The 22,976-nt window shown below is 72.1% G+C and carries 26 protein-coding genes; 15 read left to right on the forward strand and 11 right to left on the reverse strand.

Features of this window, described 5'->3' with window-relative positions:
- Positions 1–63 precede the first annotated feature (63 nt).
- Together ACZ66S_RS29195 and ACZ66S_RS29200 are read left to right on the forward strand one after the other, a co-directional pair.
- Positions 64–768, forward strand: a complete 705-nt coding sequence (locus ACZ66S_RS29195) for a class I SAM-dependent methyltransferase (protein WP_469904521.1) — start codon at positions 64–66, stop codon at positions 766–768.
- A gap of 112 nt (positions 769–880) precedes the next feature.
- Positions 881–1,345 (forward strand): DoxX family protein, encoded by a 465-nt coding sequence (locus ACZ66S_RS29200; protein ID WP_469904522.1) that lies wholly within the window; start codon positions 881–883, stop codon positions 1,343–1,345.
- A gap of 179 nt (positions 1,346–1,524) precedes the next feature.
- Here the strand turns inward: ACZ66S_RS29200 and ACZ66S_RS29205 are convergent, their stop codons facing one another.
- Positions 1,525–2,280, reverse strand: a complete 756-nt coding sequence (locus ACZ66S_RS29205; RefSeq protein ID WP_469904523.1) for an RNA-binding S4 domain-containing protein — start codon at positions 2,278–2,280, stop codon at positions 1,525–1,527.
- Positions 2,281–2,403: 123 nt separating this feature from the next.
- Here ACZ66S_RS29205 and ACZ66S_RS29210 point away from each other — a divergent pair, with 123 nt between their 5' ends.
- Positions 2,404–3,102 (forward strand): uracil-DNA glycosylase, encoded by a 699-nt coding sequence (locus ACZ66S_RS29210; protein ID WP_469904524.1) that lies wholly within the window; start codon positions 2,404–2,406, stop codon positions 3,100–3,102.
- A 43-nt stretch (positions 3,103–3,145) separates the two neighbouring features.
- The gene (gene pip / locus ACZ66S_RS29215) at positions 3,146–4,114 is read left to right on the forward strand and encodes a prolyl aminopeptidase (RefSeq protein ID WP_469904525.1); all 969 of its coding nucleotides are present in this window, start codon (positions 3,146–3,148) and stop codon (positions 4,112–4,114) included.
- On the opposite strand, the gene ACZ66S_RS29220 is transcribed toward pip, so the two are convergent.
- Positions 4,111–4,779 (reverse strand): GntR family transcriptional regulator, encoded by a 669-nt coding sequence (locus ACZ66S_RS29220; protein WP_469904526.1) that lies wholly within the window; start codon positions 4,777–4,779, stop codon positions 4,111–4,113. The genes pip and ACZ66S_RS29220 overlap by 4 nt on opposite strands.
- A 175-nt stretch (positions 4,780–4,954) precedes the next feature.
- Between ACZ66S_RS29220 and ACZ66S_RS29225 the strand changes: the two genes are divergently transcribed.
- Positions 4,955–6,427, forward strand: coding sequence for an NCS1 family nucleobase:cation symporter-1 (locus tag ACZ66S_RS29225; protein WP_469904527.1), 1,473 nt, complete (start codon positions 4,955–4,957; stop codon positions 6,425–6,427).
- A gap of 2 nt (positions 6,428–6,429) precedes the next feature.
- Positions 6,430–7,149, forward strand: coding sequence for an aspartate/glutamate racemase family protein (locus ACZ66S_RS29230; protein WP_469904528.1), 720 nt, complete (start codon positions 6,430–6,432; stop codon positions 7,147–7,149).
- Positions 7,150–7,160: 11 nt separating this feature from the next.
- Here the strand turns inward: ACZ66S_RS29230 and ACZ66S_RS29235 are convergent, their stop codons facing one another.
- The 3 genes from ACZ66S_RS29235 to ACZ66S_RS29245 are packed head-to-tail and all read right to left on the reverse strand — an operon-like array spanning position 7,161 to position 8,682.
- Positions 7,161–7,616, reverse strand: a complete 456-nt coding sequence (locus ACZ66S_RS29235) for a GNAT family N-acetyltransferase (RefSeq protein WP_469904529.1) — start codon at positions 7,614–7,616, stop codon at positions 7,161–7,163.
- Entirely contained in the window at positions 7,613–8,026 is a 414-nt protein-coding gene (locus tag ACZ66S_RS29240; protein ID WP_469904530.1) for a RidA family protein, read from the reverse strand. The genes ACZ66S_RS29235 and ACZ66S_RS29240 overlap by 4 nt, the downstream gene beginning before the upstream one ends.
- Complete coding sequence (locus ACZ66S_RS29245) at positions 8,023–8,682, reverse strand: hypothetical protein (protein WP_469904531.1); 660 nt, start codon at positions 8,680–8,682, stop codon at positions 8,023–8,025. Before ACZ66S_RS29245 ends, ACZ66S_RS29240 begins: the two co-directional genes overlap by 4 nt.
- A gap of 85 nt (positions 8,683–8,767) precedes the next feature.
- Here ACZ66S_RS29245 and ACZ66S_RS29250 point away from each other — a divergent pair, with 85 nt between their 5' ends.
- Together ACZ66S_RS29250 and ACZ66S_RS29255 are read left to right on the forward strand one after the other, a co-directional pair.
- Positions 8,768–9,538 (forward strand): nucleotidyltransferase domain-containing protein, encoded by a 771-nt coding sequence (locus tag ACZ66S_RS29250; protein WP_469904532.1) that lies wholly within the window; start codon positions 8,768–8,770, stop codon positions 9,536–9,538.
- 187 nt (positions 9,539–9,725) lie between these two features.
- Positions 9,726–11,657: an FUSC family protein gene (locus tag ACZ66S_RS29255; RefSeq protein WP_469904533.1), complete on the forward strand. Its 1,932-nt coding sequence runs from the start codon at positions 9,726–9,728 to the stop codon at positions 11,655–11,657.
- Positions 11,658–11,660: 3 nt separating this feature from the next.
- On the opposite strand, the gene ACZ66S_RS29260 is transcribed toward ACZ66S_RS29255, so the two are convergent.
- Positions 11,661–12,641, reverse strand: a complete 981-nt coding sequence (locus ACZ66S_RS29260) for an endonuclease/exonuclease/phosphatase family protein (RefSeq protein WP_469904534.1) — start codon at positions 12,639–12,641, stop codon at positions 11,661–11,663.
- A gap of 136 nt (positions 12,642–12,777) precedes the next feature.
- Here ACZ66S_RS29260 and ACZ66S_RS29265 point away from each other — a divergent pair, with 136 nt between their 5' ends.
- Both ACZ66S_RS29265 and ACZ66S_RS29270 read left to right on the forward strand, forming a co-directional pair.
- Positions 12,778–14,130: an amidohydrolase gene (locus ACZ66S_RS29265; protein WP_469904535.1), complete on the forward strand. Its 1,353-nt coding sequence runs from the start codon at positions 12,778–12,780 to the stop codon at positions 14,128–14,130.
- A 117-nt stretch (positions 14,131–14,247) separates the two neighbouring features.
- On the forward strand, positions 14,248–14,463 hold the full coding sequence (locus tag ACZ66S_RS29270) for a hypothetical protein (protein WP_469904536.1): 216 nt from the start codon (positions 14,248–14,250) through the stop codon (positions 14,461–14,463).
- A 62-nt stretch (positions 14,464–14,525) separates the two neighbouring features.
- Here the strand turns inward: ACZ66S_RS29270 and ACZ66S_RS29275 are convergent, their stop codons facing one another.
- Positions 14,526–14,834: a hypothetical protein gene (locus ACZ66S_RS29275; RefSeq protein ID WP_469904537.1), complete on the reverse strand. Its 309-nt coding sequence runs from the start codon at positions 14,832–14,834 to the stop codon at positions 14,526–14,528.
- Positions 14,835–15,029: 195 nt separating this feature from the next.
- Between ACZ66S_RS29275 and ACZ66S_RS29280 the strand changes: the two genes are divergently transcribed.
- Both ACZ66S_RS29280 and ACZ66S_RS29285 read left to right on the forward strand, forming a co-directional pair.
- Entirely contained in the window at positions 15,030–15,719 is a 690-nt protein-coding gene (locus tag ACZ66S_RS29280) for a DUF899 domain-containing protein (RefSeq protein ID WP_469904538.1), read from the forward strand.
- 172 nt (positions 15,720–15,891) lie between these two features.
- Positions 15,892–16,077 carry a hypothetical protein gene (locus tag ACZ66S_RS29285; RefSeq protein ID WP_356585990.1) on the forward strand — a complete coding sequence of 62 codons (186 nt, stop codon included), beginning with the start codon at positions 15,892–15,894 and terminating at the stop codon, positions 16,075–16,077.
- A gap of 2 nt (positions 16,078–16,079) precedes the next feature.
- Here the strand turns inward: ACZ66S_RS29285 and ACZ66S_RS29290 are convergent, their stop codons facing one another.
- The 3 genes from ACZ66S_RS29290 to ACZ66S_RS29300 form a co-directional block, all read right to left on the reverse strand.
- Positions 16,080–18,020: an ABC transporter ATP-binding protein gene (locus ACZ66S_RS29290; protein ID WP_469904539.1), complete on the reverse strand. Its 1,941-nt coding sequence runs from the start codon at positions 18,018–18,020 to the stop codon at positions 16,080–16,082.
- Between the two features lie 182 nt (positions 18,021–18,202).
- Positions 18,203–18,658, reverse strand: a complete 456-nt coding sequence (locus tag ACZ66S_RS29295) for a hypothetical protein (protein ID WP_469904540.1) — start codon at positions 18,656–18,658, stop codon at positions 18,203–18,205.
- On the reverse strand, positions 18,649–19,311 hold the full coding sequence (locus tag ACZ66S_RS29300; protein ID WP_469904541.1) for an ATP-binding protein: 663 nt from the start codon (positions 19,309–19,311) through the stop codon (positions 18,649–18,651). Before ACZ66S_RS29300 ends, ACZ66S_RS29295 begins: the two co-directional genes overlap by 10 nt.
- A 268-nt stretch (positions 19,312–19,579) precedes the next feature.
- Between ACZ66S_RS29300 and ACZ66S_RS29305 the strand changes: the two genes are divergently transcribed.
- On the forward strand, positions 19,580–20,440 hold the full coding sequence (locus ACZ66S_RS29305; protein WP_053851854.1) for a helix-turn-helix domain-containing protein: 861 nt from the start codon (positions 19,580–19,582) through the stop codon (positions 20,438–20,440).
- Positions 20,441–20,695, forward strand: coding sequence for a DUF397 domain-containing protein (locus ACZ66S_RS29310; RefSeq protein WP_007381290.1), 255 nt, complete (start codon positions 20,441–20,443; stop codon positions 20,693–20,695).
- Between the two features lie 166 nt (positions 20,696–20,861).
- Here the strand turns inward: ACZ66S_RS29310 and ACZ66S_RS29315 are convergent, their stop codons facing one another.
- Complete coding sequence (locus tag ACZ66S_RS29315) at positions 20,862–22,385, reverse strand: aminotransferase-like domain-containing protein (RefSeq protein WP_469904542.1); 1,524 nt, start codon at positions 22,383–22,385, stop codon at positions 20,862–20,864.
- Between the two features lie 46 nt (positions 22,386–22,431).
- On the opposite strand from ACZ66S_RS29315, the gene ACZ66S_RS29320 reads away from it, so the two are divergent.
- On the forward strand, positions 22,432–22,911 hold the full coding sequence (locus tag ACZ66S_RS29320) for a carboxymuconolactone decarboxylase family protein (protein WP_469904543.1): 480 nt from the start codon (positions 22,432–22,434) through the stop codon (positions 22,909–22,911).
- The last annotated feature ends 65 nt before the right edge of the window (positions 22,912–22,976 follow it).

A 22,976-nucleotide genomic window follows, 5' to 3' on the forward strand; every position in this document is an offset into this window, starting at 1 on the left:
GCTCGGACGGGTGAACCTGTGCGATGGGGGAACGGCCGTGCGGAGGTGGGCCGTTGGACGGGTATGGAGTTGAAGAGGCGAGCGGGACATCAGGGGACGGGACCCGGGGCGATCACCCCGGACGGATGCGCGGTCGAGCTCTACTCGCGGCTGCCCGTGGGAGCGGAGCCGGACATCATCGCGGCGGCGGTGCCGGCGGGGGCGCGCATCCTGGAGCTGGGCAGTGGTGTGGGGCGGGTGACGGGACCGCTGCTGGAGCGGGGGTTCACGGTCACCGCGGTGGACGAGTCCGCCGAGATGCTGGAGCGCGTGCGGGGGGCGCGCACGGTGTGCGGGCCGATCGAAAGCCTGGACCTGGGCGAGACCTTCGACGTGGTGCTGCTCGCGTCGTTCCTCGTGCACAACGCCGACCCGGAGGTGCGGCGCGGGATGCTGCGCGCCTGTGCCCGGCATGTGGCGGCGGACGGCTGTGTGCTGATCCAGCGGGAGGGCGAGGACTACCACACCGCTCTGCCGCGCGAGCGGGTCGACCCGGGCGGGTTCACCGTGCGGATCGTGTCGTCGGAACCGGTGGCGCCGGGCGTCCACTCGGTCCACGTGGAGTACGAGTTCCCGGACGCCACCTGGACCCAGACGTTCCGGGCCCGCCCCCTGACCCAGGAGCAGTTCGAGGAGGCACTGGGGGAGGCGGGGCTGCGCGGTGACCGGTATCTGACGGAGGACCGGATATGGGTGCGGGCCGTGCCGGTAGCGGGCGGAGCGGGGTGAGTTGAGGCCCGGGGTCGGCGGGAAATCGGTCACGTGGCGGCGATGAGTTCGGGTGCGGGTCCGGGTCTACCCCTGTGACAGCACCACGGACCGCTTCCCACAGGAGACCCCGATGTCCGAGACCACCGTCCCCGTCACCCGCACCGCCGCCTCCACCGCCTCTCCCGTCATCGCCGAGTCCCCGACCGTCCGCGGCCGCCGCGCCCGGATCGCCCTGCGCACCCTTCAGGTCGTGCTCGCCCTCTTCTACGTGATCGCCAGCGCGCTTCCCAAGCTGATCGCACACCCCTCGGCCGCGGAGGGCTTCGACAAGATGGGCTGGGGCAGCGCGGGCATGTACACCATCGGTGTGCTCGAAGTGGCCGGAGGGATCGCACTGTTGATCCCGGTGCTGCAGTCGGTGGCGGCCATGGCGCTGAGCGGGCTGATGGTCGGCGCGTTCGTCGTCCAGCTCACCTACTTCGACGGGGAGAACGCGGCGACTCCGCTCATCCTGATCATCCCGCTCGCCCTGATCGCCTGGGCCCGGCGCGGGCACAACGCGGACCTGCTGCGGCTGGTGCGACGACGGGCGTGAGGAGCGCCACCGCCCACGGTCACTGCGCTGAGGCCGGTGCCCTGCCCTTCGGGGAGGGGACCGGCCTCAGCGTGCTGACCGACGGGTGCCGGGTTCAGCGTCGGACCTGACGCAGGGTGCTCGGTGTTTGGTGCCTGGTTCCTGATGCCTGGTGCCCTTTGCCTGTGCCGGCGGCCGGATCAGCGCGAGCGCCCGCCTCTGCCCGCGTTCCCGCCCCGGTCCGCACGGCGGGTCCGGTCCGAACGGCGTGCCCTGCCCGAGTCGCCCGCCGCATCCGAGCCGCCGGCACCCTCCGGAGCGTCGGGTCCGCTCACAGCGTCCGGCCCGCTCAACCCGCTGGGTCCGCCGAAGCGGGTCCGGCGGTTGCCTTCGGCGAGACCGCGCAGGCGTTCCAGCTCACGGCGGTCGCGCTTGGTCGGGCGGCCGGCGCCGCGGTCGCGGATACCGGCGGGGGCGACGGCAGTGCGGGGCGGGGGCGGGGGAGAGTTGTCGGCATAGCACTGGACGGCCACGGGGGCCCCGACCCGCTTGCGGATCAGCCGCTTGACGATGACGATCCGCTCCCGTCCCTCCTGCCGGACGCGCACCTCGTCGCCGACGCGCAGGGAGTGGGCCGGCTTCACGCGCTCGCCGTTCACATGCACATGCCCGCCCCGGCAGGCGGTGGCTCCCGCGGAACGGGTCTTGACCAGCCGCACCGACCAGATCCAACTGTCGGTGCGCACACTCTCGCCGTTCTGCGGCCCCGCGGCCTCCGCGGCGGCGACAGCGGCGGCGATCTTGGGGTCCGGCGCCTCGGGGGCCGAATTACCGGGAGCCGGGTCACCGGGAGCGGTGGCGTCCGAGGCGGTGACCTCCGTGCCGGGACCGTCGGCAGCCACGTCGGCCCGGCCCGTCCCACCGGTCTCGTTGTCGTCCGTACGTTCCACAGCCATGGCTCCGACCTTAGTACTCGGGACCCTGCACCCCGGGTGGGTTTTTGGGGCGGCGCCCGTCAGCAGACCGCACTTCCCCACCCGCTCACCACCGCCCCCGCGCCCTGCCCGTACCGTGGACCCGTGAACGCCCTGGACGATCTCGACCGACGGATCTCCGGCTGTCGTGCCTGCCCGCCGTTGGTCGAGTGGCGGGAGGAGGTGGCCCGGACCAAGCGGGCCGCCTTCGCCGACTGGACGTACTGGGGACGGCCCGTGCCCGGCTTCGGTCCTGCGGACGCGCGGATGCTGATCGTCGGGCTCGCTCCGGCCGCGCACGGCGGGAACCGGACCGGGCGGATGTTCACCGGCGACCGTTCGGGGGACGTGCTGTACCAGGCGCTCCACGACATCGGGCTCGCCTCGCAGCCGACCGCCGTGACCGCGGACGACGGACTGGAGCTGTACGGCGTACGGGTCACCTCGCCCGTGCACTGCGCACCGCCCGCCAACAAGCCCACCCCCGGCGAACGTGACACCTGCCGGCCCTGGCTGGTCCAGGAGCTGAACCTGCTCAGGCCCACCCTGCGTACCGTGGTCGTGCTCGGCGCCTTCGGGTGGCAGGCCGCGCTGCCCGCCTTCGCGGAGGCGGGCTGGAACGTGCCCCGGCCACGGCCCGCCTTCGGACACGGGGTGCGCGTTCCGCTCGACGGACTCGAACTCTTCGGCTGCTTCCACGTCAGCCAGCGCAACACCTTCACCGGCAAGCTCACGCCCGAGATGCTGAGGGACGTGCTGGGCACGGCGGCCGACGCGGCCGGACTGCGGGGCCGTACCGCCTGAAAACGGGGCGACGGGGCCGCCGTACGACGGTTAGGGTCGCCGGATGCCTCTCTACCCGGAGATCGAACCGTACGACCACGGGATGCTCGACGTCGGCGACGGCAACCGCGTGTACTGGGAGACCTGCGGAAACCCGGGCGGGAAGCCGGCGGTGGTGCTGCACGGGGGGCCGGGGTCCGGCTGCTCGCCGTGGGCGCGGCGGCTGTTCGATCCCGCCGTGTACCGGATCGTGCTGCTCGACCAGCGGGGCGCCGGGCGGTCGACCCCGCCCGCGAGCGCGTACGAGACCGACATGAGCGTCAACACCGTTCCGCGTCTCATCGCGGATCTGGAGCTGCTGCGGCGGCATCTGGGGATCGAGCGGTGGCTGGTGTGGGGTGTGTCGTTCGGGTCGGTGCTCGGGTTGCGGTACGCGCAGACGCATCCGGACGTGGTGACGGAGCTGGTGCTGACCGGGGTCGCGACCGGTTCGAATCCCGAAGTGGCCTTGCTGACCAGGGGACTTGGGAAGATGTTCCCGGAGGCGTTCGAGCGGTTCGTCGGGGAGCTGCCCGTCGAGGAGCGGTCCGGGAACCTCGCCGCCGCCTACAACCGGTTGCTCGAATCGCCCGATCCCGAGGTGCGGGCGCGGGCGGCGCGGGCGTGGACCGACTGGGAGACCGCGATCGAGCCCGCGCCGCCGCGCTCGGTGCCGCGGTACGAGGACCCGGTGTTCCGCCAGGGGTTCGCCCGGACCGTCACCCACTACTGGGGCAACGACCACTTCCTGGGCGAGGGCAACGACGAGGGTGTCGTGCTGCGTGACGCGCCCCTGCTGAAGGACATCCCCGGCACCCTCGTGCAGGGCAGCCTCGACCTCGGCAACCTCCTCGGCACCGTCTGGCGGCTCCACCACGCCTGGCCGGGCAGCGAGTTGACGGTGATCGACGGCGGCGGACACAACGCCGGGGAACTGGGTACGGCCACGCTGGTGGCGGCGACCGACAGATACGCCCGCCGCTCGCGCTCCTAGATCATCTCGGCGGCGTCCCCGAACAACTGCCGTACCGTCGACTCGTAGTTGGTCCGCACGTGCGCGAGGGCGTGCGCGCGGGCCCGGTCGGGGTCGCCGGAGGCGATGGCCTCGTACAAGTCCCGGTGTTCCACGAGGAGTTGGGGCCACTCCTCGTTGCGCCGGGTCATCCAGCGCAGTCGGCCCGCAACCGGTTCCAGGGCCTCGACCAGCAGGCTGTTGCGGGCCATCGCCACGATGCTGTCGTGCAGACGGCTGTTGACGTCCGTGATGGTCTCCGCGTCGCCCGCCTCGGTCGCGGTCGCCGCGAGGTCGAGGAGCCGCTCCACCTCGGCGAGATCCTCCGGGGTCGCCCGGGCCGCGGCGAGACCGGCGGCGTAGACCTCCAGCGCCTCGCGCAGTTCGAAGAGCTCCTTGACGTCGTTCGGGGTCAGCCGCCGTACGACCGTGCGGCGGGGGGTCTCGAAGTGGACGAAGCCCTCGGCGACCAGCGCGCGGATCGCCTCGCGGACCGGCACGCGGGAGACCCCGAAACGGTCGGCGAGCTCCCGCTCGACGAGTCGGTCGCCCGGCCGCAGTCCACCGGCGATGATCTCCTGCCGCAGGGTGGCCAGGACGCGTTCGCGGACGGCGCCGAGGGGCTCGGTGTTCGTCGTGGAGCTCATGGAGCCATCTTCTCCGACGCGTGAGCCGTCGTCGGCGCCGGAGCTGTTTTACGCGGCGTTAACGAACGCGACATCGGTCAGGACTCTTGACGGCGGGACCATGTCGGCAGTTTGGTATACCAAAACCGGATGCCAGGCGGCCGCCATCCTCCTGTCCCCCGTCCTTGGAGGCCCTGTGTCCCTCGCCGACCGCGCCGAAGCCACCGCCGCACCAGCGTTCGTCCCCGATCCCCGGCTCACCAACGAAGACCTGGCGCCCGCGGGCAAGCGCAACTGGAAGGTCTTCGACCTCTTCGCCATGTGGATGTCCGACGTCCACAACCTGGGCAACTACACCTTCGCGGCCGGTCTGCTCGTCCTCGGTATGAATGTCTGGCAGGTCTTCACGTCCCTGCTCGTCGGCTTCGTGCTCATCTACGTCGGCATGAACTGGATGGGACGGATCGGCCAGCGCCACGGCGTGCCGTTCCCCGTGGTCAGCCGCATCAGCTTCGGAGTGTGGGGCGCCAACATCCCGGCCCTGATCCGGGCCGTGATCGCCATCATGTGGTACGGCATCCAGACCTACCTCGCCTCCGTCGCGGTCAACGTGATGCTGCTGGCCGCCTGGCCCGGACTGGAGTCCTGGACGCACAGCTCCTTCCTCGGCCTGGACGCGCTCGGCTGGGTCTCCTTCCTCTCCCTGTGGCTGATCCAGGCGCTGATCATCAGCCAGGGCATGGAGTCGGTCAGGAAGTTCCAGGACTTCTGCGGCCCGGCGATCTGGCTGGTCATGATCGCGCTGGCGCTGTGGGTGCTGGCCAAGGCCGGCTGGAGCATCTCGCTCACCACCACCCCGCACCCGGTCTCCGTCGGGGAGCAGTGGCGGCAGTGGTTCGGCGCGATCGGCCTGATCCTCGCCACGTACGGCACGCTGATGCTCAACTTCTGCGACTTCTCCCGCTTCGCACCGGACTACCCGACCGTTCGCCGCGGCAACTTCTGGGGCCTGCCGATCAACTCCACGGCCTTCGTGGTGGTCTCCGTGATCGTCACCGCGGGCTCGCTGGAGGTCTGGGGCCAGGCCATCACCGACCCGGCCGAGCTGGTCGCCAAGGTCGGCAACACCTGGGTGATGGTCCTCGGCGCGCTCACCTTCGCCATCGCCACCATGGGCGTCAACATCGTCGCCAACTTCGTCTCCCCGGCGTACGACCTCGCCAACGTCTGGCCGCAGAAGATCACCTTCAGGGTCGGCGGCATGATCAGTACGGTCGCCGCGCTGGTCGTGACCCCGTGGAACCTCTTCTCCAACCCCACGGTCGTCAACTACTTCCTCGGCGGCCTCGGGGCCTTCCTCGGCCCGCTGTTCGGCGTGATCATGCTCGACTACTACTGGGTCAAGAAGGGCCGCGTCGACGTCGACGAGCTGTTCAGGGCCGAGCCCGGCTCCCGCTACTACTACCGACGGGGCGTCAACCCGAAGGCCCTGTGGGCGTTCCTGCCCGCGGCCGGCGTCGCGGGCGTCCTCGCCCTGGTGAAGACGTTCAGCGACGTGGCCCCGTACTCCTGGTTCATCGGCACGGCCCTCGCGGCCGGCCTGTACGCGCTGCTGTGCCGGAACGAGCGAGCGGCTCGTACGGTCCCCGAGGCTGTGGAGGTCCGGTAAACGTGCGGATCGTCGTCACCAACTGCAACACCACGCAGGAGATGACCGAGGAGATCGTGCGAGGTGCCCGGGCCGCCGCAGGCCCGGGCACCACCGTGCTCGGTCTCACTCCCGCGTGGGGCCCCGAGTCCGCGGAGGGTTGGCTCGACAGCTACCTCTCCGCGGCGGCCGTCATCGACCTGCTGCGTACGTACGAGGGTCCGTCCTACGACGCCGTCGTCATGGCCGGCTTCGGCGAGCACGGACGGGAGGGTGTCCGGGAGTTGACGGACGTACCGGTCGTCGACATCACCGAGGCCGCCGCCCATCTGGCCTGTCTGCTCGGCCGGCGTTACGGGGTCGTCACCACCCTGGAGCGGTCCTGCGGGCAGATCGAGGACAGCCTGGAGCTGGCCGGGGTGGGCCGCAACTGTGCGGCGGTGGTCGGCACCGGACTCGGCGTGCTCGACCTGGGCGACGAGGAACGCACCGAGACCGCCTTCCTCGCGGCGGCCGAACGGGCCCGGGAGGCCGGCGCCGAGGTGCTCGTGCTGGGCTGCGCCGGGATGACCGGACTGCAGCGGACGGTGGGGGAGAAGCTGGGCCTTCCGGTGGTCGACGGCGTGGGCGCGGCGGTGAAGCTGGCGGAGTCACTGGTGGACCTGGGGCTCAGCACCAGCCGGGTGGGCGGCTATGCCAAGCCGGTGCCGAAGCGGCGGGTGTGGGGAGCGAGGGCGGACTGATCCGGTCCCGCTCAGGGGAGCCAGACGTACCGCACGTCCGGCTCCCGCTCCTCGTTGCCGCTGCCGTCGGTGCGTTCGGCCTCCACGAAGCCGTGCCGTTCGTAGAAGCGGTGGGCCGGTTCGTTGACCTGGAAGGTCCACAGGGTCAGCCCCCGCGGGCTGCGCTCCTTGGCGAGCGCGACGAACCGGTCGCCGATGCCGCGGCCCCGCCAGCCGGGGTCGAGATAGAGCTGGGACAGCAGGTCCCCGGCGAGGACCATCAGCCCGACGATCCCGCCCGTCCCGGAGTCCTCGGCGACCCAGGTCTCCCGCAGCGGCACGACGACGTCCCGGATGTAGGCGCGCACCTCGTCGTCGGACCGCGGCCGTACCACCGTCGGCAGCGCGGCGGCGAAGGAGCGCAGGTACACGTCGGCCGCGGCGGAGGCGTCCGGGGCGGCGGCCCGGCGGATGACGACCGCGCTCACCGCGCCGGCACCTCCGGAACCACGGCCGTCGCCGTGATCTCCACCAACTGGCCGGTGTACCCGAGGCAGGCGACCCCGATGAGCGTCGAGGAGTGCGGACCGCTGCTCAGGCCGGATGCCTCGACGACCTCCCAGACCGCGGACAGCACCGCGGGCTCGCTGCTCACGACATGCACGTCGGTCGCCAGCACGTGCTCCAGGTCGCTGCCGACGGCGTGCAGTTGCTCCCGCAGGTTGGCGATCACCTGCTCGGCCTGCCGGGCGGGATCCCCTTCGCCCACGAGGTTCCCCCGGGCGTCGAGCGGAACGGAACCGGCGAGGAACGCGAGCTTCGTGCCCGCCTCGACGACGGAGGCGTGGGAGTAGGTCGGCGGCGGGAAAAGACCCGGGGCGGTGACTCGCTGGATCACGTGGACTCCTGAGGCGAAGAGCGGACAACCTTTCGATCATCGGGGGCGGGCGGACGGGACCGCATCTCAATTTCCGGGCCCGACCGGCGTGCGCACTCCTGGGCGAGGTCCGGGTACGCCGCGCAGACGGCCGCGCAGACCCTGAGCCGCAGCAGCTCCTCCGCGGCCGCGTGTCCGGTGCGGCCGGACAGCTCGTCGAGGATGTCGTCGTACCGGGTCAGTCGACCGCAGAGACAGTTGGCGTTCCCTGGCGCCGACGGGAACTCCGTGGCCTCGCGCGGGCGTTCGCGGTGCTCGGCGGCAAGGGCCGCCCGTTCCTCCGGGGTGAGCGCGGGCACGTCGATCGGTTCCGCCGCGATCCGCGCGAGAACCTCCCGCCGCCTGCGCGACACCGCCGCCCGCACCGCGGCGGACCGTCGGACGGCGACCGCCGACCCCGCTCTGAACTCCTCGCTGCGTTCGGCCGCCTCGACCCGCTCGACGCGGTAGAGACGGGTCGGCGGGGCCGTACCGAAGAACGGGTCGGCCCGCCGCAGATCCGGCTCACCGAGCAGCCGCCGGATCATCCCGGCCGTCCAGCCGCGCGCCCGGAGCCCGGCCGCGGACAGGTGTGTGCGGTGCGCTCGCGGGTCCTGGTCCCTCTCGCCCGTCGTCATCGCCGATCCCCCGTCGTCGTAACACTGAGTGACGACTTCATTGATAACGCGTGCCACTGACAACGGGCCTTCGTAGGCTGCGCCCATGCGCCCCGAGCTCTCCGACGACGCCTTCCTCGACACCGCCGCCGACCGCCTCGCCGCCCTCCCCGCCGTCCGGGCCGTGGCCCTCGGCGGCTCCCGCGCCCAGGGCACCGCACGGCCGGACAGCGACTGGGACCTCGCGGTCTACTACCTCGGCGACTTCGACCCCGCCGACCTGCGGGCCGTCGGCTGGGAGGGCGAGGTGTCCGAGGTCGGCGGCTGGGGCGGCGGGGTGTTCAACGGCGGCGCCTGGCTGACGATCGACGGCCGACGGGTGGACGTGCACTACCGCGACCTCGACGTGGTGGATCGGGAGCTGGCGGAGGCGGTGGAGGGCCGGTTCCGGGTGGAGCCGCTGCTGTTCCACCTCGCGGGCATCCCCACCTACCTGATCGTCGCCGAACTCGCCGTCAACCGGGTCCTCAGGGGTGACCTGCCACGCCCGGCGGCCTACCCGGACAAGCTCCGGGAATCCGCCGCCGCCCGCTGGCGCGAGACCGCCCGTCTCACCCTCGCCTACGCCGAGGCCAACCACGCCCCGGCCGGTCGCCTCACCGAGACCGCCGGCGCCGTCGCCACGGCCGCCGTCCAGATGGGGCACTCCGTGCTGGCGTCGCGAGGGGAGTGGGTGACGAACGAGAAGCGGCTGCTGGAACGGGCCGGGCTGCGGGACGTCGACCGGATCGTCGAGTCCCTGACGGCCTCAGCCGCGTCGGAGTCGGCCGCCCGCGCGGTCGCGGCGACGCGGGAGCTGTTCGACAGGGCGGGCTGAGCGGCCTCCCCGAGCCCGGGACGCGTTGCGTTCATAAAGAACGTGGCTTTTGCATGCATCGTCACACGCAGGTAACACCAGCGCCCCGACTCGTCCGGGAACGCCGTCTACCGTGGGGTTCACAGCCCAGCGCCCGGCCACCGTCGTCCGGAGGCACGCCCCGCCTCGACCAGACGACAGGAGCCCCGTGTCGCTCGCCCCACCGCCCTGGCTCGCCCATGCCCTCCGTGCGCAGCGGGGGCCGATCCCGTGGAACGCGGTCGTGCGGGGAGCCCTGTCCGCCGGGCCCGTCCTTCTCTTCGCCGTGCTCGTCGGGCAGACCTCGGTCGGTGTCGTCGCCGCCATCGCCGCGATGCTCGCCGGGATCAACGACCGGCCCGGGAGCCGGCGGGTCTCCGTGACGAGGATCGGGGTGCCCGCGCTCGCGGGCGCGGTCGGCATGGTCGTCGGGACGTACGCGGGGGAGTACGCGGGCGCCGTGACCCTCACCATCCTGCTCACCTTCGTCGGGCTGGTCGCCGGCGGCATCAGCGCCGTCGGGCCCGTGGCCTCCGCGGCCGGTACGCAGTTGCTCGTCGCGTCGGCGATCGGAGCGGGCATGCCGTTGCCGGCGGAGGGATGGCTGCGGGCCGTCGCCTACCTCGGCGGGGCCTGCTGGTTGCTCGCGCTGCGGCTCGTGCTGCCCACCCCCGGCGCCCTCGCCGGGGACTTCCGGTTCGACGGGGAGCGGGCGGCCGTCGCCGGGGTGTACGACGCCGTCGCCGACCTGCTCGACGCCGTGGGCACCGACCACGGCACCGCCCGCCGCGTCGCGCTCACCGCCGCTCTCGACCACGCCCAGGACGCGCTCACCGGGCCCCGGCTGCGGCGGTACGCCAGTTCGAGCGCGGAGCGGCGGCTGCACGCGCAGTACGCGGCCGCGCTGCCGCTCGCGGAGGCCGCCACCGCGCTCGCCTGGGCGGCGGAACCGGTGCCCGGGCGGGCCTCCGCGGGGCCCCGGCGGCTCGCCGCCGCCGTACGGGAGAACACGCGGACCGGCCCGCTGCCCGCGCCCGACCGGTCCCGGCCCGCGTTGCGGGCGCTGGACGACGCCCTGCTGCGGGCCGCCGAGGCGTTCGACCGCGGGCGGGGCGGGGACCTGCACGCCCGCCGACGCAGCGTTCGGGACCTGCTGCGGTCCGTCCTCGGGGCCGGCGGACGGGAGTACGGGCTGCGGGTCGCCCTCTGCTTCGGGGCCAGCGCGGCCGTCGCGCAGGCCCTGCACCACGCCCACTGGTACGGGGCGCACGCGCACTGGTACTGGCTGCCCGCCACCGCCGTCTTCCTCGTCAAGCCCGACCTCGGACCGCTCGCCTCCCGGGTGCTGTGCCGGGCCGCCGGGACCGTCCTGGGCGCGCTGGTCTTCGCCGGGTTCGCGCTCGTGCTGCCGCGGCCCGAGGGGCTCGTCGCGCTGGTCGCGGTCAGCGGGGCGCTCATCCCGGTGGCCACCCGGCACTTCGCCGCGCAGACCGCCGTCGTCACCGTCCTCGTCCTGGCGCTCGTCATGGTCGGCGGCGAGCCGCAGGCCTCCGCGGGCCGGATCACCGAGACGCTGCTCGCCTGCGCCATCGTGCTGCTCGTGGGTCATCTGCCGATGCCGGGGCAGCGGGGCGGGGGAGTGCGGTCCCGGCTGGCCGCGGCGGGCGCGGCCGCGCAGGCGTACCTCGCGCACGTTCTGGAGGAGACCGGGCGGCGACCAGAGACACGGGAGGTCACGCGGTCGCTCCCCCGGGCCGTCGTACGGAACACCCTCACCGAGGACACGGACACCCGTCCCCTGCGCTGGTCCCTGCGTCGCGAGGCCTACCGCGCGCTCGCCGAGGCCCGTACCGCCATCGCCGTCGCCGCCGCCGAACTGCCCGCGCTGGCCCGGCACTCGGAGGGTGCCGACGAGATCGTGGCCGTGCTGGAGCGGATCGTCGACACGACCACCGCGTGCGCCGTCCACCTCGACGACTCCGGGCGGCTCACCTCGGAACAGGTCGGTCGGCTCGCCGAACTCCTCGACGAACTCGGCCGACTCGACCGGGGGCGTGTGCGGGTCGGGCTGAGGCGGCCCGAACTCCCGCTCGTCCGCTAGGAGTCACACCCGTACCCACACCGGGGCGTGGTCCGAGCCGGGCGTGCCGACCCGCTTCCTCGGGTCCTCGTCGACCGACGGCAGGACGAGGGTGTCGTCCCGGTGCTCGGGCAGTCCCGTCCCCGCCTCCTCGATGCGCTTGGCCAGACGGTGGCTCACCAGGACGTGGTCGATCAGTTCGGCGCGTCCGAAGCTGACCCGGGAGAAGCGGCGCTCCTCCGGTATGCACGGGGCGATGTCCCACAGCCGGAACGGATCGCCCAGGTCGGACTTGTGGAACGCGCGCGGCCTGTCGAGCTCGGAGCCGGGCGGGCCGAGCAGGATCTGTGTGGTGGCGGCGTTGACGACGTCGTTCATGTCACCGAGGACGATCACGTCCCGTTCCGTCCCGGCGCCTTCGAGCAGGAAGTCCGCGAGGGCACGCAGGGTCGTCGCCTCGGCCGCCCGCCGGTAGAGGGCGTAGGCGCCGAAGCGGGCCCGTTCGGCCTCGTCGTGCGGTTGGAAGCGGCTCTTGCCCGGCGCCGCCGGGTACGACAGCAGCTTCGACTTGAGATGGGCGACCGCCACGTGCAGCACCCCGTCCCCGGTGTCCGTCTCCACCGCGAGGAAGCCACGGCTGGTCTCGTGGTCGTGCGGGTCGGGCCCGGTGCCGTCGTCGCCCTGCACGGGGCGCAGCCCGTCCGCGAACACATGGGTGTCCCGCCGGGTCCGCAGAGGTGTACGGCTGAGGAAGCCGACCCGGATGCCCCTGCGGTCCGCGTGCCGGGACAGCGCGATGTGCCACTCGCCGCCGACGGCCTTGGCCAGATCGGCGAGCGCCTCCTCCTGCCCGACCTCCTGCACACCGAGCAGCGCCGGGTCGAGCGCGGCGATCACGGAGGCGAGGGCCGCCACCTTCGCCTCGTACTCGGCCTCGGTCGCCGGAGCGCCGTCGCCGCTGAGCGGCAGCATCAGATTCTCCAGGTTCCAGGTGCCGACGAGCATGCCGGACCCCTTTCGGAAGGCGTACGACGGGCGGTGGTGAGGCCAGGGTGCACGCGCCCGCGCCGCCGCGACAGAGCGGCGACGGGATGCGCGGTCCACCCACTGCGAGGGCACGACCGCGTCGTACGGTGCCTGTATGACGCCTTCTCCCGCAGGTCTCATCATCTCTCCGTGCACCGTGCTCACGCACGACGATCAAGAGCGGATCGGGTTCGAGCGGGACGCGGCGATCGTCGTACGGGACGGTGTCGTCGCCTCGGTGACCAGCAGTGCGCGAGCCGGGGAACTGCCCGCGGCCGAACGCATCGACGCGCGGGGGCAGATCGCCCTGCCCGGGCTCGTCAACTGCCACACCCACGCGCCCATGGTCGCCCTGCGCGGGATCGCCGAGGACCTCCCGACCGAGGAGTGGTTCAACGACGTCGTCTGGCCGATCGAGTCCAACCTCACCGAGAGGGACGTGGAGTTGGGGGCGCGGCTGGCCTGCGCCGAGATGATCCGGGGCGGGGTCACCTGCTTCGCCGACCACTACTTCTCGATGGACGCCGTCGCCGCGGTCGTCGAGGAGTGCGGCATCCGCGCCCACCTCGGCCAGGCGTACTTCTCCTCCCAGGGACCCCAAGGGCGGGAGCGGTCACTGGAGTTCGCGCTGCGGCACCGCGGTGCCGCCGGTGGCCGCATCACCACCGCACTCGCCCCGCATGCCCCCTACACGGTCGACGACGCCGACCTCGCCGCGACCGCCTCGCTGGCCCACGAGCACGGCCTGCCCGTCCACCTGCACGCCTCCGAGAACCGGGACCAGGCCGAGGCGAGCCTCGCCAAGCACGGCGTCACGCCCATCGAGGTGCTGCGGCGCACCGGCGTCCTCGACACGGACGTCCTGATCGCCCACGGCAGCGGCATCCTCGACCGCGACCTGCCCCTGCTGGCAAGTGCCGCGGGACGTACGGCCGTTGCGACCGCCCCGCGCGGTTACCTCAAGTTCGCCTGGCCCACCACCACACCGGTGCGCGCCCTGCACGACCTCGGCATCCCGGTGGGACTCGCCACGGACGGGGCGGCCTCCAACAACTCCCTCGACGTGTGGGAGTCGATGGCGCTCACCGCGCTGATCCAGAAGTCCACCACCGGCGACCCACGCTGGCTGACGTCCCGTCAGGCACTGCACCACGCGAGCCTGCAGAGCGCCCGCGCGGTCGGACTCGGTGACGTCGTCGGCAGCATCGCGCCCGGCCGCCGCGCCGACATCGTCCTGGTCGACCTCACCGGCCCGCACACCCAGCCCGTCCACGACCTCGCCGCGACCCTCGTCCACAGCGCCCGCTCCTCCGACGTCCGGACGACGATCGTCGACGGCCGTGTGCTGATGCGGGACCGGGAGCTGCTGACCGTCGACGTGGCCGCGGTCGTGGGGGAGTTGGCGGAGCGGATGCCCGCGTTGCTGGACCGGAGCCACGGGCGGCGCATCCAGGACTACGACACTTGAAATCCGGTCGTACAGAAGCACTTTGGCGCCAACCACGGGTGATCGGACGGTCGCGCCGGGTCATTCCACGTTACATATGACAGTGGGAACATCCGCCTGACGGGGAGGGCCGGCCGGATGGAGCTGACGATCAATGTCGCCGTACTGCTCGCTGTCATCATCGTCCTGCGGTTGCGCCGACGGACGCAGGCGCGGAGCCGGAACGACGAGAAGCTGACCGTGGCCATCGTGCTGATCTTCGGGATCCTGATCGCTCCGACGGCCTTCGGGCACGGAGTCGTGGACGTGGTCGGTCAACTCGCCCAAGGTGTCACGGAGTCGGGCAGCCCCTGACCGCGACGGCGCCGCCCGCCCGCTGAACGGGGCGGACGGCACCGAGCGCCGGAAGGCGGAACCTAGCCGGGGAACGGCTTGCTCGTGTCCTCCTCGGCCCTGATGCAGGCGTCGAGCTTCTTCTGGAGGGCGGCCGCGTCGCTGAGCGCCTTCCTGGCCGCCGCGGTCTCCCCCAACTGCTTCAGCTTGGCGGCCTTGCTCTTCAGGGAGGCGATCTGCTGCCGCATCCGGTTCTTGTCGCAGGTCACGGTGGCCTTGACCGTCACCGCGCCCCGGTCCGCCGAGACGGCGGCGTGAGCGGGCACGGACGTGAGGAAGAAGCCGCCGACGACGGCCGCGGAGACGGCCAGAACGGAGTAGCGCTTGGTCATGTGCTGTTTCCCCCATGGTGGGCTTGCATTGGTCGAAGTGGATCTTACAAACCTTTCGTACCGGCCAGTAACCGGACTCGGGCGTCAAGGCCCCGCGCCCCGGGCGCCGTACGGAAAAAATCTCCGCGCCACCGATGAGTTCCGCCCCTCCCCGCGGTCACCACCCCGGACGGACCGTTGCACAGGAGGGACCCCATGGCGCTACCGGAGATCGTCTCGCGGGACGAATGGCGCGCGGCGCGCGAGGAGTTGCTGGTCAGGGAGAAGGCGGCCACGCGCGCGCGGGACGCCCTCAACGCCGAGCGGCGCAGACTGCCCATGGTCGAGGTGGAGGAGGAGTACGTCTTCGAGGGCGGCGACGGCAAGGCCACCCTGCTGGACCTCTTCGAGGGTCGCGGCCAGCTCGTCGTCTACCACTTCATGTTCGCCCCGGAATGGGAAGCGGGCTGCCGGAGCTGCTCCGCCTTCCTGGACCAGATCGGGCACCTGGCGCATCTGAAGGCGCGGGGGACGACGTTCGCGGCCGTGTCGAGAGCGCCGTACACGAGGATCCTGCCGTTCAAGGCGCGGATGGGATGGACCGTGCCCTGGTACTCGTCGTACGACAGCGACTTCAACCGCGACTTCGAGGTCACCCTGGAGATCGACGGGGAGCCGGCCGAGCGGCCCGGGATGAGCTGCTTCCTGCGCGACCGGGACCGGGTCTTCCACACCTACTCGACCTATGAGCGCGGCCTCGACGGACTCGGCTCCACCACCACCCTCCTCGACCTGACCGCCCTGGGCCGGCAGGAGGAGTGGGAGGAACCCAAGGGGCGTGCGTCGGCTCTTGGGGCGCCTGCGGGCAGTGTGCGCATGCGTTATCACGATGAGTACGAGGACTGACACATAAAGCGACGGAAGTGACCGGTGAGTAGTCGGAATCTCACGCTTCGCGCTGAACGCGTGTCAACTACGTCTCAGTACGGCAACTCACCGAGGCTTTCGGGCCACGGAAGGCGTTAACTCCTACAAGTGCTCCTACGGGTGAGCACACGCTTTCTGGAGGTGCAGGGTGGTGAACGGGCGAACAGTGCTCGAACGCTTTCCCGCTGGCGGGCCGCGTGGATCGTGGCCCGCGGAGGAGTTCGCGCAGGCGAGGCGTCTCGAAGGGCTGCAGGCGGAGGTCGTCATGGACCTCGCGTCCGACATGTTCCTGGTGATCGTCCGCAGTGGAGAGGCAGCGGTCGACGCCCTCGCATGAGGTCAGCCCGCCTCCTCGGCGGGCACCCTTGCCGTGAACTGCTCGGCCTGGAGCGAGTACAGCTCCGCGTAGACACCACCGGAGGCCAGGAGCTCGTCGGGCGTGCCCGACTCCACGAGCCGGCCCTGCTCCAGGACGTGCACCAGATCCGCGTGCCGTACGGACGCCAGCCGGTGGGTGATCAGGACGACCGTCTGACCGGTACCGGCCAGCGCGCGGATCTTCTCGAACACCTCCAGCTCGGCCCGGGCGTCCAGGGCGGCCGTCGGTTCGTCCACGATCAGGATGTGGCCGCGCCGGTAGGCGGCCCGGGCGATCCCGAGCCGCTGCCACTGCCCGCCCGACAGCTCGTGCCCGCCGCTGAAGTTGCGGGCCAGCAGGGTGTCCAGACCGCGCGGCAGATCGGCCAGCACCTCCCCGGCCCCGGCCTCCGCGACCGCCCCGGACACCCGTTCGTCGGTCAGCGGCGCCGAGGTGCGGCCCACCGCCACATTGACGCGGGCGGTGAACGGCCACCGCTTGAAGTCCTGGGCGACCATCGCGACCCGCTCCGCGAGCAGCCGCCGGTCCGCGTGCGCCGCGTCCACCCCGTCCCACAGGATCCGGCCCCGGTCCGGGGCGTACAGCCCGGCCAGCAGCTTGACCAGGGTGGTCTTGCCCGAGCCGTTCTCACCGACCAGCGCGATGATCTTGCCGAGCGGCAGGGTGAGCGTCACGTCGTCGAGCGCGGGGCGGGTGTCACCCGGGTAGCCGAAGGTGACGTTCTCGAAGCGGATCTCGCGCGGCTCGTCCGGGAGCGCCTCCCCGCCCGTCGGGACGGCCCACTTGGCGGCCTCCCGGTAGAGCCGCTGGAGGTCCCCGACGAACAGGGCCTCCTCGTGCAGCGCGTTCATCTCGACGACCAGGGTGTTCAGGCTCTGCGAGCCGGTGCGCACGGCGATCACGGCCGTTCCGGCCACCGAGAGTGCCATCGCGCCCCCCAGCAGCAGCCCGCCGAGCGTCGCGTACGTCGCCACCGTGGCCAGGCCCGTCCAGGCGGCCGCGATCAGCCCGGTGCGGGCGGCGAGCCGGGCCAGCCGGGCCTGCTCCGCCTCCGCCGTCTCCGCCATCGCCCGGTAGTGCCTGAGCAGGAACGGGCCCACCCCGTGCACCCGGATCTCCGGCGCCGACTCCGGCTCGATCAGCAGGGCGCCGAGCAGCCGGCCCGCCCGCGCGTGCTGCACCCAGGTGTGGAAGGACTCGTACTGCCGGCGCGCGATGGTCAGCGCGCCCCAGCCGCTCGGGATCGTCATCGTGACCAGCAACGGCAGCAGTGCGGGGTGCAGCACGGTCAGCACGCCCGCCGCCGCGATCAGCGAGATCATCGCGTTCACCACACGGGTCGCGAACGAGATCATCCGGCGGGCCGAGGAGGCGCCGTACTGCGCGGTGTCCAGCAGCTTGTGGAAGGCGTGGTCCTCGATCGCGGCCAGCTCCACGGTGGCCGCCTGCTCCAGGTACCGCTCGGTCGCCACCCGCTCGACCTTGGGTTCGAGTCGACCCGTGGCGTACGTCGACGCCGCCCGCAGCACCGCTCCCACGAGCATGACGGCGGCCATCGTCACCAGCGCGGGCACGGCCCCCCGCAGCCGGTCCTCCAGGGCGCCGCCGCCGATCAGCCGCCCCAGCACGCTGTTCACGGCGAGCAGGCTCACGGCCTGCGTCAGTCCCCGGCCGACCTCGGCGACCAGCACGATCCGCGCGGCCCGCCGGTCGGCCTGCCAGGCGAGCCGCAGACTCCCTGAGAGCAGCGCGGGCAACCGGCCGACCATGGCCCGGAACCCCAGCTCCAGGAACGCGTCGGAGTGCGAGTTCCACCCCGCGTCGTAGCGCAACGGCCCCCCGAAGAGCAGCCGCTCCGACTCGGAGACGCCGGGCTGCTCGGAACCACGCCGTTTCCCCACCGCCGGCCTCCCCCCGATCGTGGACGGGGCAACTATGGCGGGGCGGACGGGAGCAGGGCAGGGCGCAGAGGAAAGCGGGCGGAACAAGCGGGCGCACGCCTCGGGGCGATTCCTCCAAGGGACCCGGGACCCGGCGGGCCGTCCGGGCGAGCCCCTTCACGGGACCCGGCGGGCGATCCGCCTCAGGGAACCTGTCCCGCCGGGCTGACCGGCCGGGACCACGTGGGTGTCGTCCCCGTCAGCCGGCACAGCGCCAGGTACAGCGGTATCGGCGGGGTGTAGGGCAGCGTCCCCTCGCCCCGGTGCACGAGGGACGGCACCACCGGGGCGTCCGGAACAAGCGCCCCGGTGGCGTACTGGGCGGGCACGGGCCATTCGAGCGCGTAGTCGGAGTCGGCGGGAACGAGCCACCACCAGTGCGTGTCATCGGCGTACACGCACCCGGCCCGTGGCAACCGGGACACGAGCTGCTCGCTCAGCGGCGCCGGTATCCGCACCGCGTCGCAGCCCAGCGGTGCCGTCATCCCCTCCGGCACGGCCAGCCGGTGCGGTGTCCCCGGTGTCCGCAGTCCGCGACCGAGGCGGACCAGCGTGTCCAGGCTCAGCACCTGGCCGCCGGACCCGCTCCTCACGCCCATGCGTCCGCGCCCCCCGATCCGTGCTCGCGGGCCGTCCCCTCGGGCGCCGCTCTGTGGTGTTCCTCGGCCTCGTCCCCCTGGCCCGGCTCCCCGGAGGGCACCGGCTTGGGGCGGGCTCCCCAGCCCAGGTCGTTGCGCGGAGCGGTGTCCGTGCGGGGCTCGTCCGCCTTGCGGGGCAGCTCCGCCCAGACCAGCAGCCCGGGGCCGTGCTCATGGGCGCCCCACGCGTGGCAGAGGGAGTCGACGAGGAGCAGTCCCCTCCCGTGCTCCTCTTCGCCGCGCTGCGGGGACGGATGCGGTTCACCCGGCGCGCAGCCCTCGTCACGGACGGCTATCCGCACCAGGTCGTCGTTGTCGTGCAGCTCGCAGACCACACGGCTGCTCGCGGTGTGCACGATGGCGTTGGTCACCAGCTCGGAGACCACCAGGGCGGCCGAGTCGCAGGTGTCCTCACAGACGGACCAATGGGTCAGCCGCGCCCTCGTCAGGCGTCTGGCCTGCGCGGGAGAACCCGGGTGCGCGGCCAGCTCGAAACGGAACCGGCGCCGGGCAGCGGCCCTGTCGGGCCCCAGTCCCGCGACAGCACCGAGACCCTGGGGACGGTCTTCGGCAGCGTCTGTTCCTAAGGGCGGGGACGGAATCACGCTTGCCACTATCGCCCCGTCGTGAACACTTGGCAAGTGTCACTCTGAAAAATGCAGAGTGCTGTGTGACGCGGTGAGAGGCCGTGGCACACTGCTCGCAACAGCATGTCGAGCGGCGCCAGTTGGGATCACCGGAGATCCGTACGCAGCGATATTCGTATTCGTACAGATCTTCGATTCAGGTCTTCGAATGGCGCCGCTGGCCTGTCAGCATGCTGGTGGCGGTGACGCCCGTACATGCCTTGACGCGCCGAATGTGACTCAGTGGAGGTGGAGCGTGAGCGAACCGCGGTCCGCGCCGACGGTCGGGCAGGTCGTCCTCGGTCGGCGCCTGCTGGACCTGCGGGAACGCGCCGGGCTCAAGCGCGAGGAGGCCGCCCGCATCCTCCGGGTCGCCCCCGCCACCGTCCGCCGTATGGAGATGGCCGAGGTCGGGCTCAAGATCCCCTACCTGCAACTGCTGCTGAAGGCCTACGGCGTCTCCGACCAGGAAGCCGAGGACTTCGTCCAGCTCGCCGAGGACGCCAACCGCCCCGGCTGGTGGCAGCGCTTCCACGACGTGCTGCCCGGCTGGTTCTCGATGCACGTCAGCCTGGAGGGCGCGGCCGCGCTCATCCGCGAGTACGAGCCGCACTTCGTGCCCGGTCTGCTCCAGACCGAGGACTACGCGCGTGGCGTCCTGCGCTCGGGCGCCATCGGCCAGACCAGCCCCGAGGACATCGAGCGCCATGTGGCCCTGCGCATGGAACGGCAGGGACTGCTCACCCGTCAGGACGCGCCCCGGCTGTGGGTGGTCATGGACGAGACCGTGCTGCGCCGCCCCGTCGGCGGCCCGGAGGTGATGCGTGCGCAGATCGACAAGCTGCTCGAGGCGACGAAGCTGCCCAACGTGACGCTCCAGGTCGCCCCGTTCGCCAACGGGCCGCACCCCGGGACGTACGGGCCCTTCGTGCTCTTCCGATTCGCCATGCCGGAACTCCCGGACATGGTCTACAGCGAGTACCTGACCGGCGCGGTCTACCTGGACGCGCGTGTCGAGGTGGCGACCCACCTCGAGGTCATGGACCGCATGGCGGCGCAGGCCGCTACGGCACATCGCACGAAGGAGATCCTCCGGGATCTCCGCAAGGAGCTGTGAATGAATCGCATCAAGCCCCGTCTCCCCGTCTACAACGGCATGCCCGCCCGGGAGCTGGGGAGCGAAGGCTGGCACAAGCCGTGGAGCGGCGGCAACGGCGGCAACTGCCTGGAGGCGATGAAGCTCGCCGACGGACGGATCGCCGTGCGCCAGTCCACCGATCCGGACGGACCGGCACTGATCTACACGACCGACGAGATGACCGCCTTCATCGAGGGCGCGAAGGCGGGGGTGGCCGACTTCCTGCTCTCCTGACTCGTTGCGCCATTGCTAAGCACTGAATCGTCGGGACCGACTGAGAAGAGGGCTCGGAACCAGGACGCCGTACGACGCGGAGCAGCCACCATCCTGCTGACAGCCACCACCGGCAGGGGTGGCTGTTCCGCTTTTCAAGGGCCCTGTGAAGAGGGGCGGGAGGTTCCTACAGAGGCGGGCCTCCTTGCGCCAGCACCGCGCACAGTGCCTCCAGGGCCGCTCCGTACGCGTGCTCGGGAGGCGTCGCGTACCCCACGACCAGGCCGTCGTGGGCCGGCATGTCGGTGTCCGGGTGACGGAACCCCGCGAGCCCGTCGAGCCCGACCCCGTGCCGTACGGCGGTCTCGACGGCCGACCGCTCGGTCCCCGGCGGCAGCCGCAGCACCGCGTGCAGTCCCGCCGCGACCCCGCTGACCTCGATGTGCGGCGCGTGCTCGGCCAGCGCGGCGACGAGCCGGTCCCGGCGACTCCGGTAGCGCTGACGCATCCGGCGTACGTGACGGTCGTAGGACCCGGAGGCGATCAGGTCGGCGAGGGCCAGTTGGTCGAGCACGCTCGCCCAGGCCTCCCGCTCGCCCTTGGCCGCGAGCACGTCGTCGACGTACCGCTCGGGCAGCACCATCCAGCCCAGCCGCACCGCGGGCGACAGGCTCTTGCTGACCGAGCCGATCAGGATCACCCGCTCGGGGTCGAGGCTCTGGAGGGCGCCGACAGGCTTGCGGTCGTAGCGGAACTCCCCGTCGTAGTCGTCCTCCAGCACCACCGCGCCCCGCGCGCGTGCCCAGTCGACCACCCCCGCCCGCCGCTCGGCGTGCAGCGGGCCGCCGGTGGGGAACTGGTGGGCGGGCGTGAGCAGTACGACCCGCTCGCGGCCCAGCCGGTCCACGCGCGCGCCGTCTGCGTCGAGGGGGAGCGGCACGGTCCGTACGCCCTGGGCCGCGAGCAGCTCCCGGTGGAAGGGGAGTCCGTACGCCTCGACGGTGAGCGGTCCGCGCAGGATCCGTCCACCGCCGACCCGGTCGCCGGCTCGTTCTCCGGTTCCGCGCCTGCGTCCGCTGGTGCTTCCGCCTCCCCCTCCGTTTCCGCTTCCGGCTCCGTGTCCGAAGAGCAGTCGCAGGGCGTGCGCGAACCCGGAGCAGACGACGATCCGGCTCGGCTCCGTGCGCACGCCACGCGCGCGTGCGAGGTAGTCGGCGAGGGCCGCACGCAACTCCGGCCGCCCGGCGGGGTCGCCGGGTCCGAAGACCTCGTTGGGCGCCTGGTGGAGGGCCCGGCGGTAGGAGGCGAGCCAGGCGGACCGGGGGAAGGAGGAGGCATCGGGGGTGCCCTGGCGCAGGTCGTGCAGAACGGGCCGGTCGTGGCGCGGGGCCCGCGCGGGTGCCTTCGGGCGTACGGCGGCGGCGAGCGGCCGGGTCCGTTCGGCGACGCGGGTGCCGGACCCCTGACGGGCGGTGAGCCAGCCCTCGGCGACGAGTTCGGCGTAGGCGTCCGCCACGGTGTTGCGCGCCACCCCGAGGTCGGCGGCGAGCGAGCGGTACGGCGGCAGCCGGGTGCCCGGGGCGAGCCGCCCGCTGCGGACGGCGTCCCGCAGGGCCGTGATGAGCACGGCCCGTCCACTCCCCGGCCCGACCAGCTCCAGATGCAGGTCGGAGCCGATCCGCTGCGCGTAATTGACCCACGTTTCCGCCACGGAAATGCACCCTACAACCGGTCTTTCCGGGCCGTAGATTCCTTGTATGACCACGACGAACCAGCACGTGACGGACACCGCCCGACTGAACCTCGCGAAGGCGGCCCCGAAGGTCTTCCGGGCGCTGATCGGCTTCGACACGGCGGCCCGCGAGGGCCTCGACCCCGCCCTCGTCGAGCTGATCCAGATCCGCGCCTCGCACCTCAACCACTGCGCGTACTGCCTCCACATGCACACCAACGACGCCCGCAAGGCCGGCGAGTCCGAGGACCGCCTCCACATGGTCCCGGTCTGGCGCGAGGCCCGGCACTTCTTCACGGAGAGGGAACAGGCGGCCCTCGCCCTCACGGAGGCCGTCACGCTGGTGGCCGACGGGGGAGTCCCGGACGCGGTCTACGCCCGGGCCGCGGCCTGCTTCGAGGAACAGGAACTGGCCCACGTGCTGTCCCTGATCCTCACGATCAACACGTGGAACAGGGTGGCCCTGGCGACGGGGAAGGTGGCGGGGACGGATGAACGGGGGTGAGGGGCTGGGGGTGCACGGAGGTGAGGGGCCGGGGAGTTTCCCTGTGTCGACCTCTGCGCTGACCT

Source organism: Streptomyces sp. NPDC107471 (assembly GCF_055582845.1).

What these genes read in the sequence shown, in the direction of transcription:
- ACZ66S_RS29280 (WP_469904538.1), top strand. Translation starts at nt 15,030, where the DNA reads ATGGCGCTACCGGAGATCGTCTCGCGGGACGAATGGCGCGCGGCGCGC.
- ACZ66S_RS29310 (WP_007381290.1), top strand. Translation starts at nt 20,441, where the DNA reads ATGAATCGCATCAAGCCCCGTCTCCCCGTCTACAACGGCATGCCCGCC.
- ACZ66S_RS29275 (WP_469904537.1), bottom strand. Translation starts at nt 14,834, where the DNA reads ATGACCAAGCGCTACTCCGTTCTGGCCGTCTCCGCGGCCGTCGTCGGC.
- ACZ66S_RS29220 (WP_469904526.1), bottom strand. Translation starts at nt 4,779, where the DNA reads ATGAGCTCCACGACGAACACCGAGCCCCTCGGCGCCGTCCGCGAACGC.
- ACZ66S_RS29270 (WP_469904536.1), top strand. Translation starts at nt 14,248, where the DNA reads ATGGAGCTGACGATCAATGTCGCCGTACTGCTCGCTGTCATCATCGTC.
- ACZ66S_RS29260 (WP_469904534.1), bottom strand. Translation starts at nt 12,641, where the DNA reads ATGCTCGTCGGCACCTGGAACCTGGAGAATCTGATGCTGCCGCTCAGC.
- ACZ66S_RS29265 (WP_469904535.1), top strand. Translation starts at nt 12,778, where the DNA reads ATGACGCCTTCTCCCGCAGGTCTCATCATCTCTCCGTGCACCGTGCTC.
- ACZ66S_RS29205 (WP_469904523.1), bottom strand. Translation starts at nt 2,280, where the DNA reads ATGGCTGTGGAACGTACGGACGACAACGAGACCGGTGGGACGGGCCGG.
- ACZ66S_RS29250 (WP_469904532.1), top strand. Translation starts at nt 8,768, where the DNA reads ATGCGCCCCGAGCTCTCCGACGACGCCTTCCTCGACACCGCCGCCGAC.
- ACZ66S_RS29245 (WP_469904531.1), bottom strand. Translation starts at nt 8,682, where the DNA reads ATGACGACGGGCGAGAGGGACCAGGACCCGCGAGCGCACCGCACACAC.
- ACZ66S_RS29320 (WP_469904543.1), top strand. Translation starts at nt 22,432, where the DNA reads ATGACCACGACGAACCAGCACGTGACGGACACCGCCCGACTGAACCTC.
- ACZ66S_RS29195 (WP_469904521.1), top strand. Translation starts at nt 64, where the DNA reads ATGGAGTTGAAGAGGCGAGCGGGACATCAGGGGACGGGACCCGGGGCG.
- ACZ66S_RS29295 (WP_469904540.1), bottom strand. Translation starts at nt 18,658, where the DNA reads ATGGGCGTGAGGAGCGGGTCCGGCGGCCAGGTGCTGAGCCTGGACACG.
- ACZ66S_RS29200 (WP_469904522.1), top strand. Translation starts at nt 881, where the DNA reads ATGTCCGAGACCACCGTCCCCGTCACCCGCACCGCCGCCTCCACCGCC.
- pip (WP_469904525.1), top strand. Translation starts at nt 3,146, where the DNA reads ATGCCTCTCTACCCGGAGATCGAACCGTACGACCACGGGATGCTCGAC.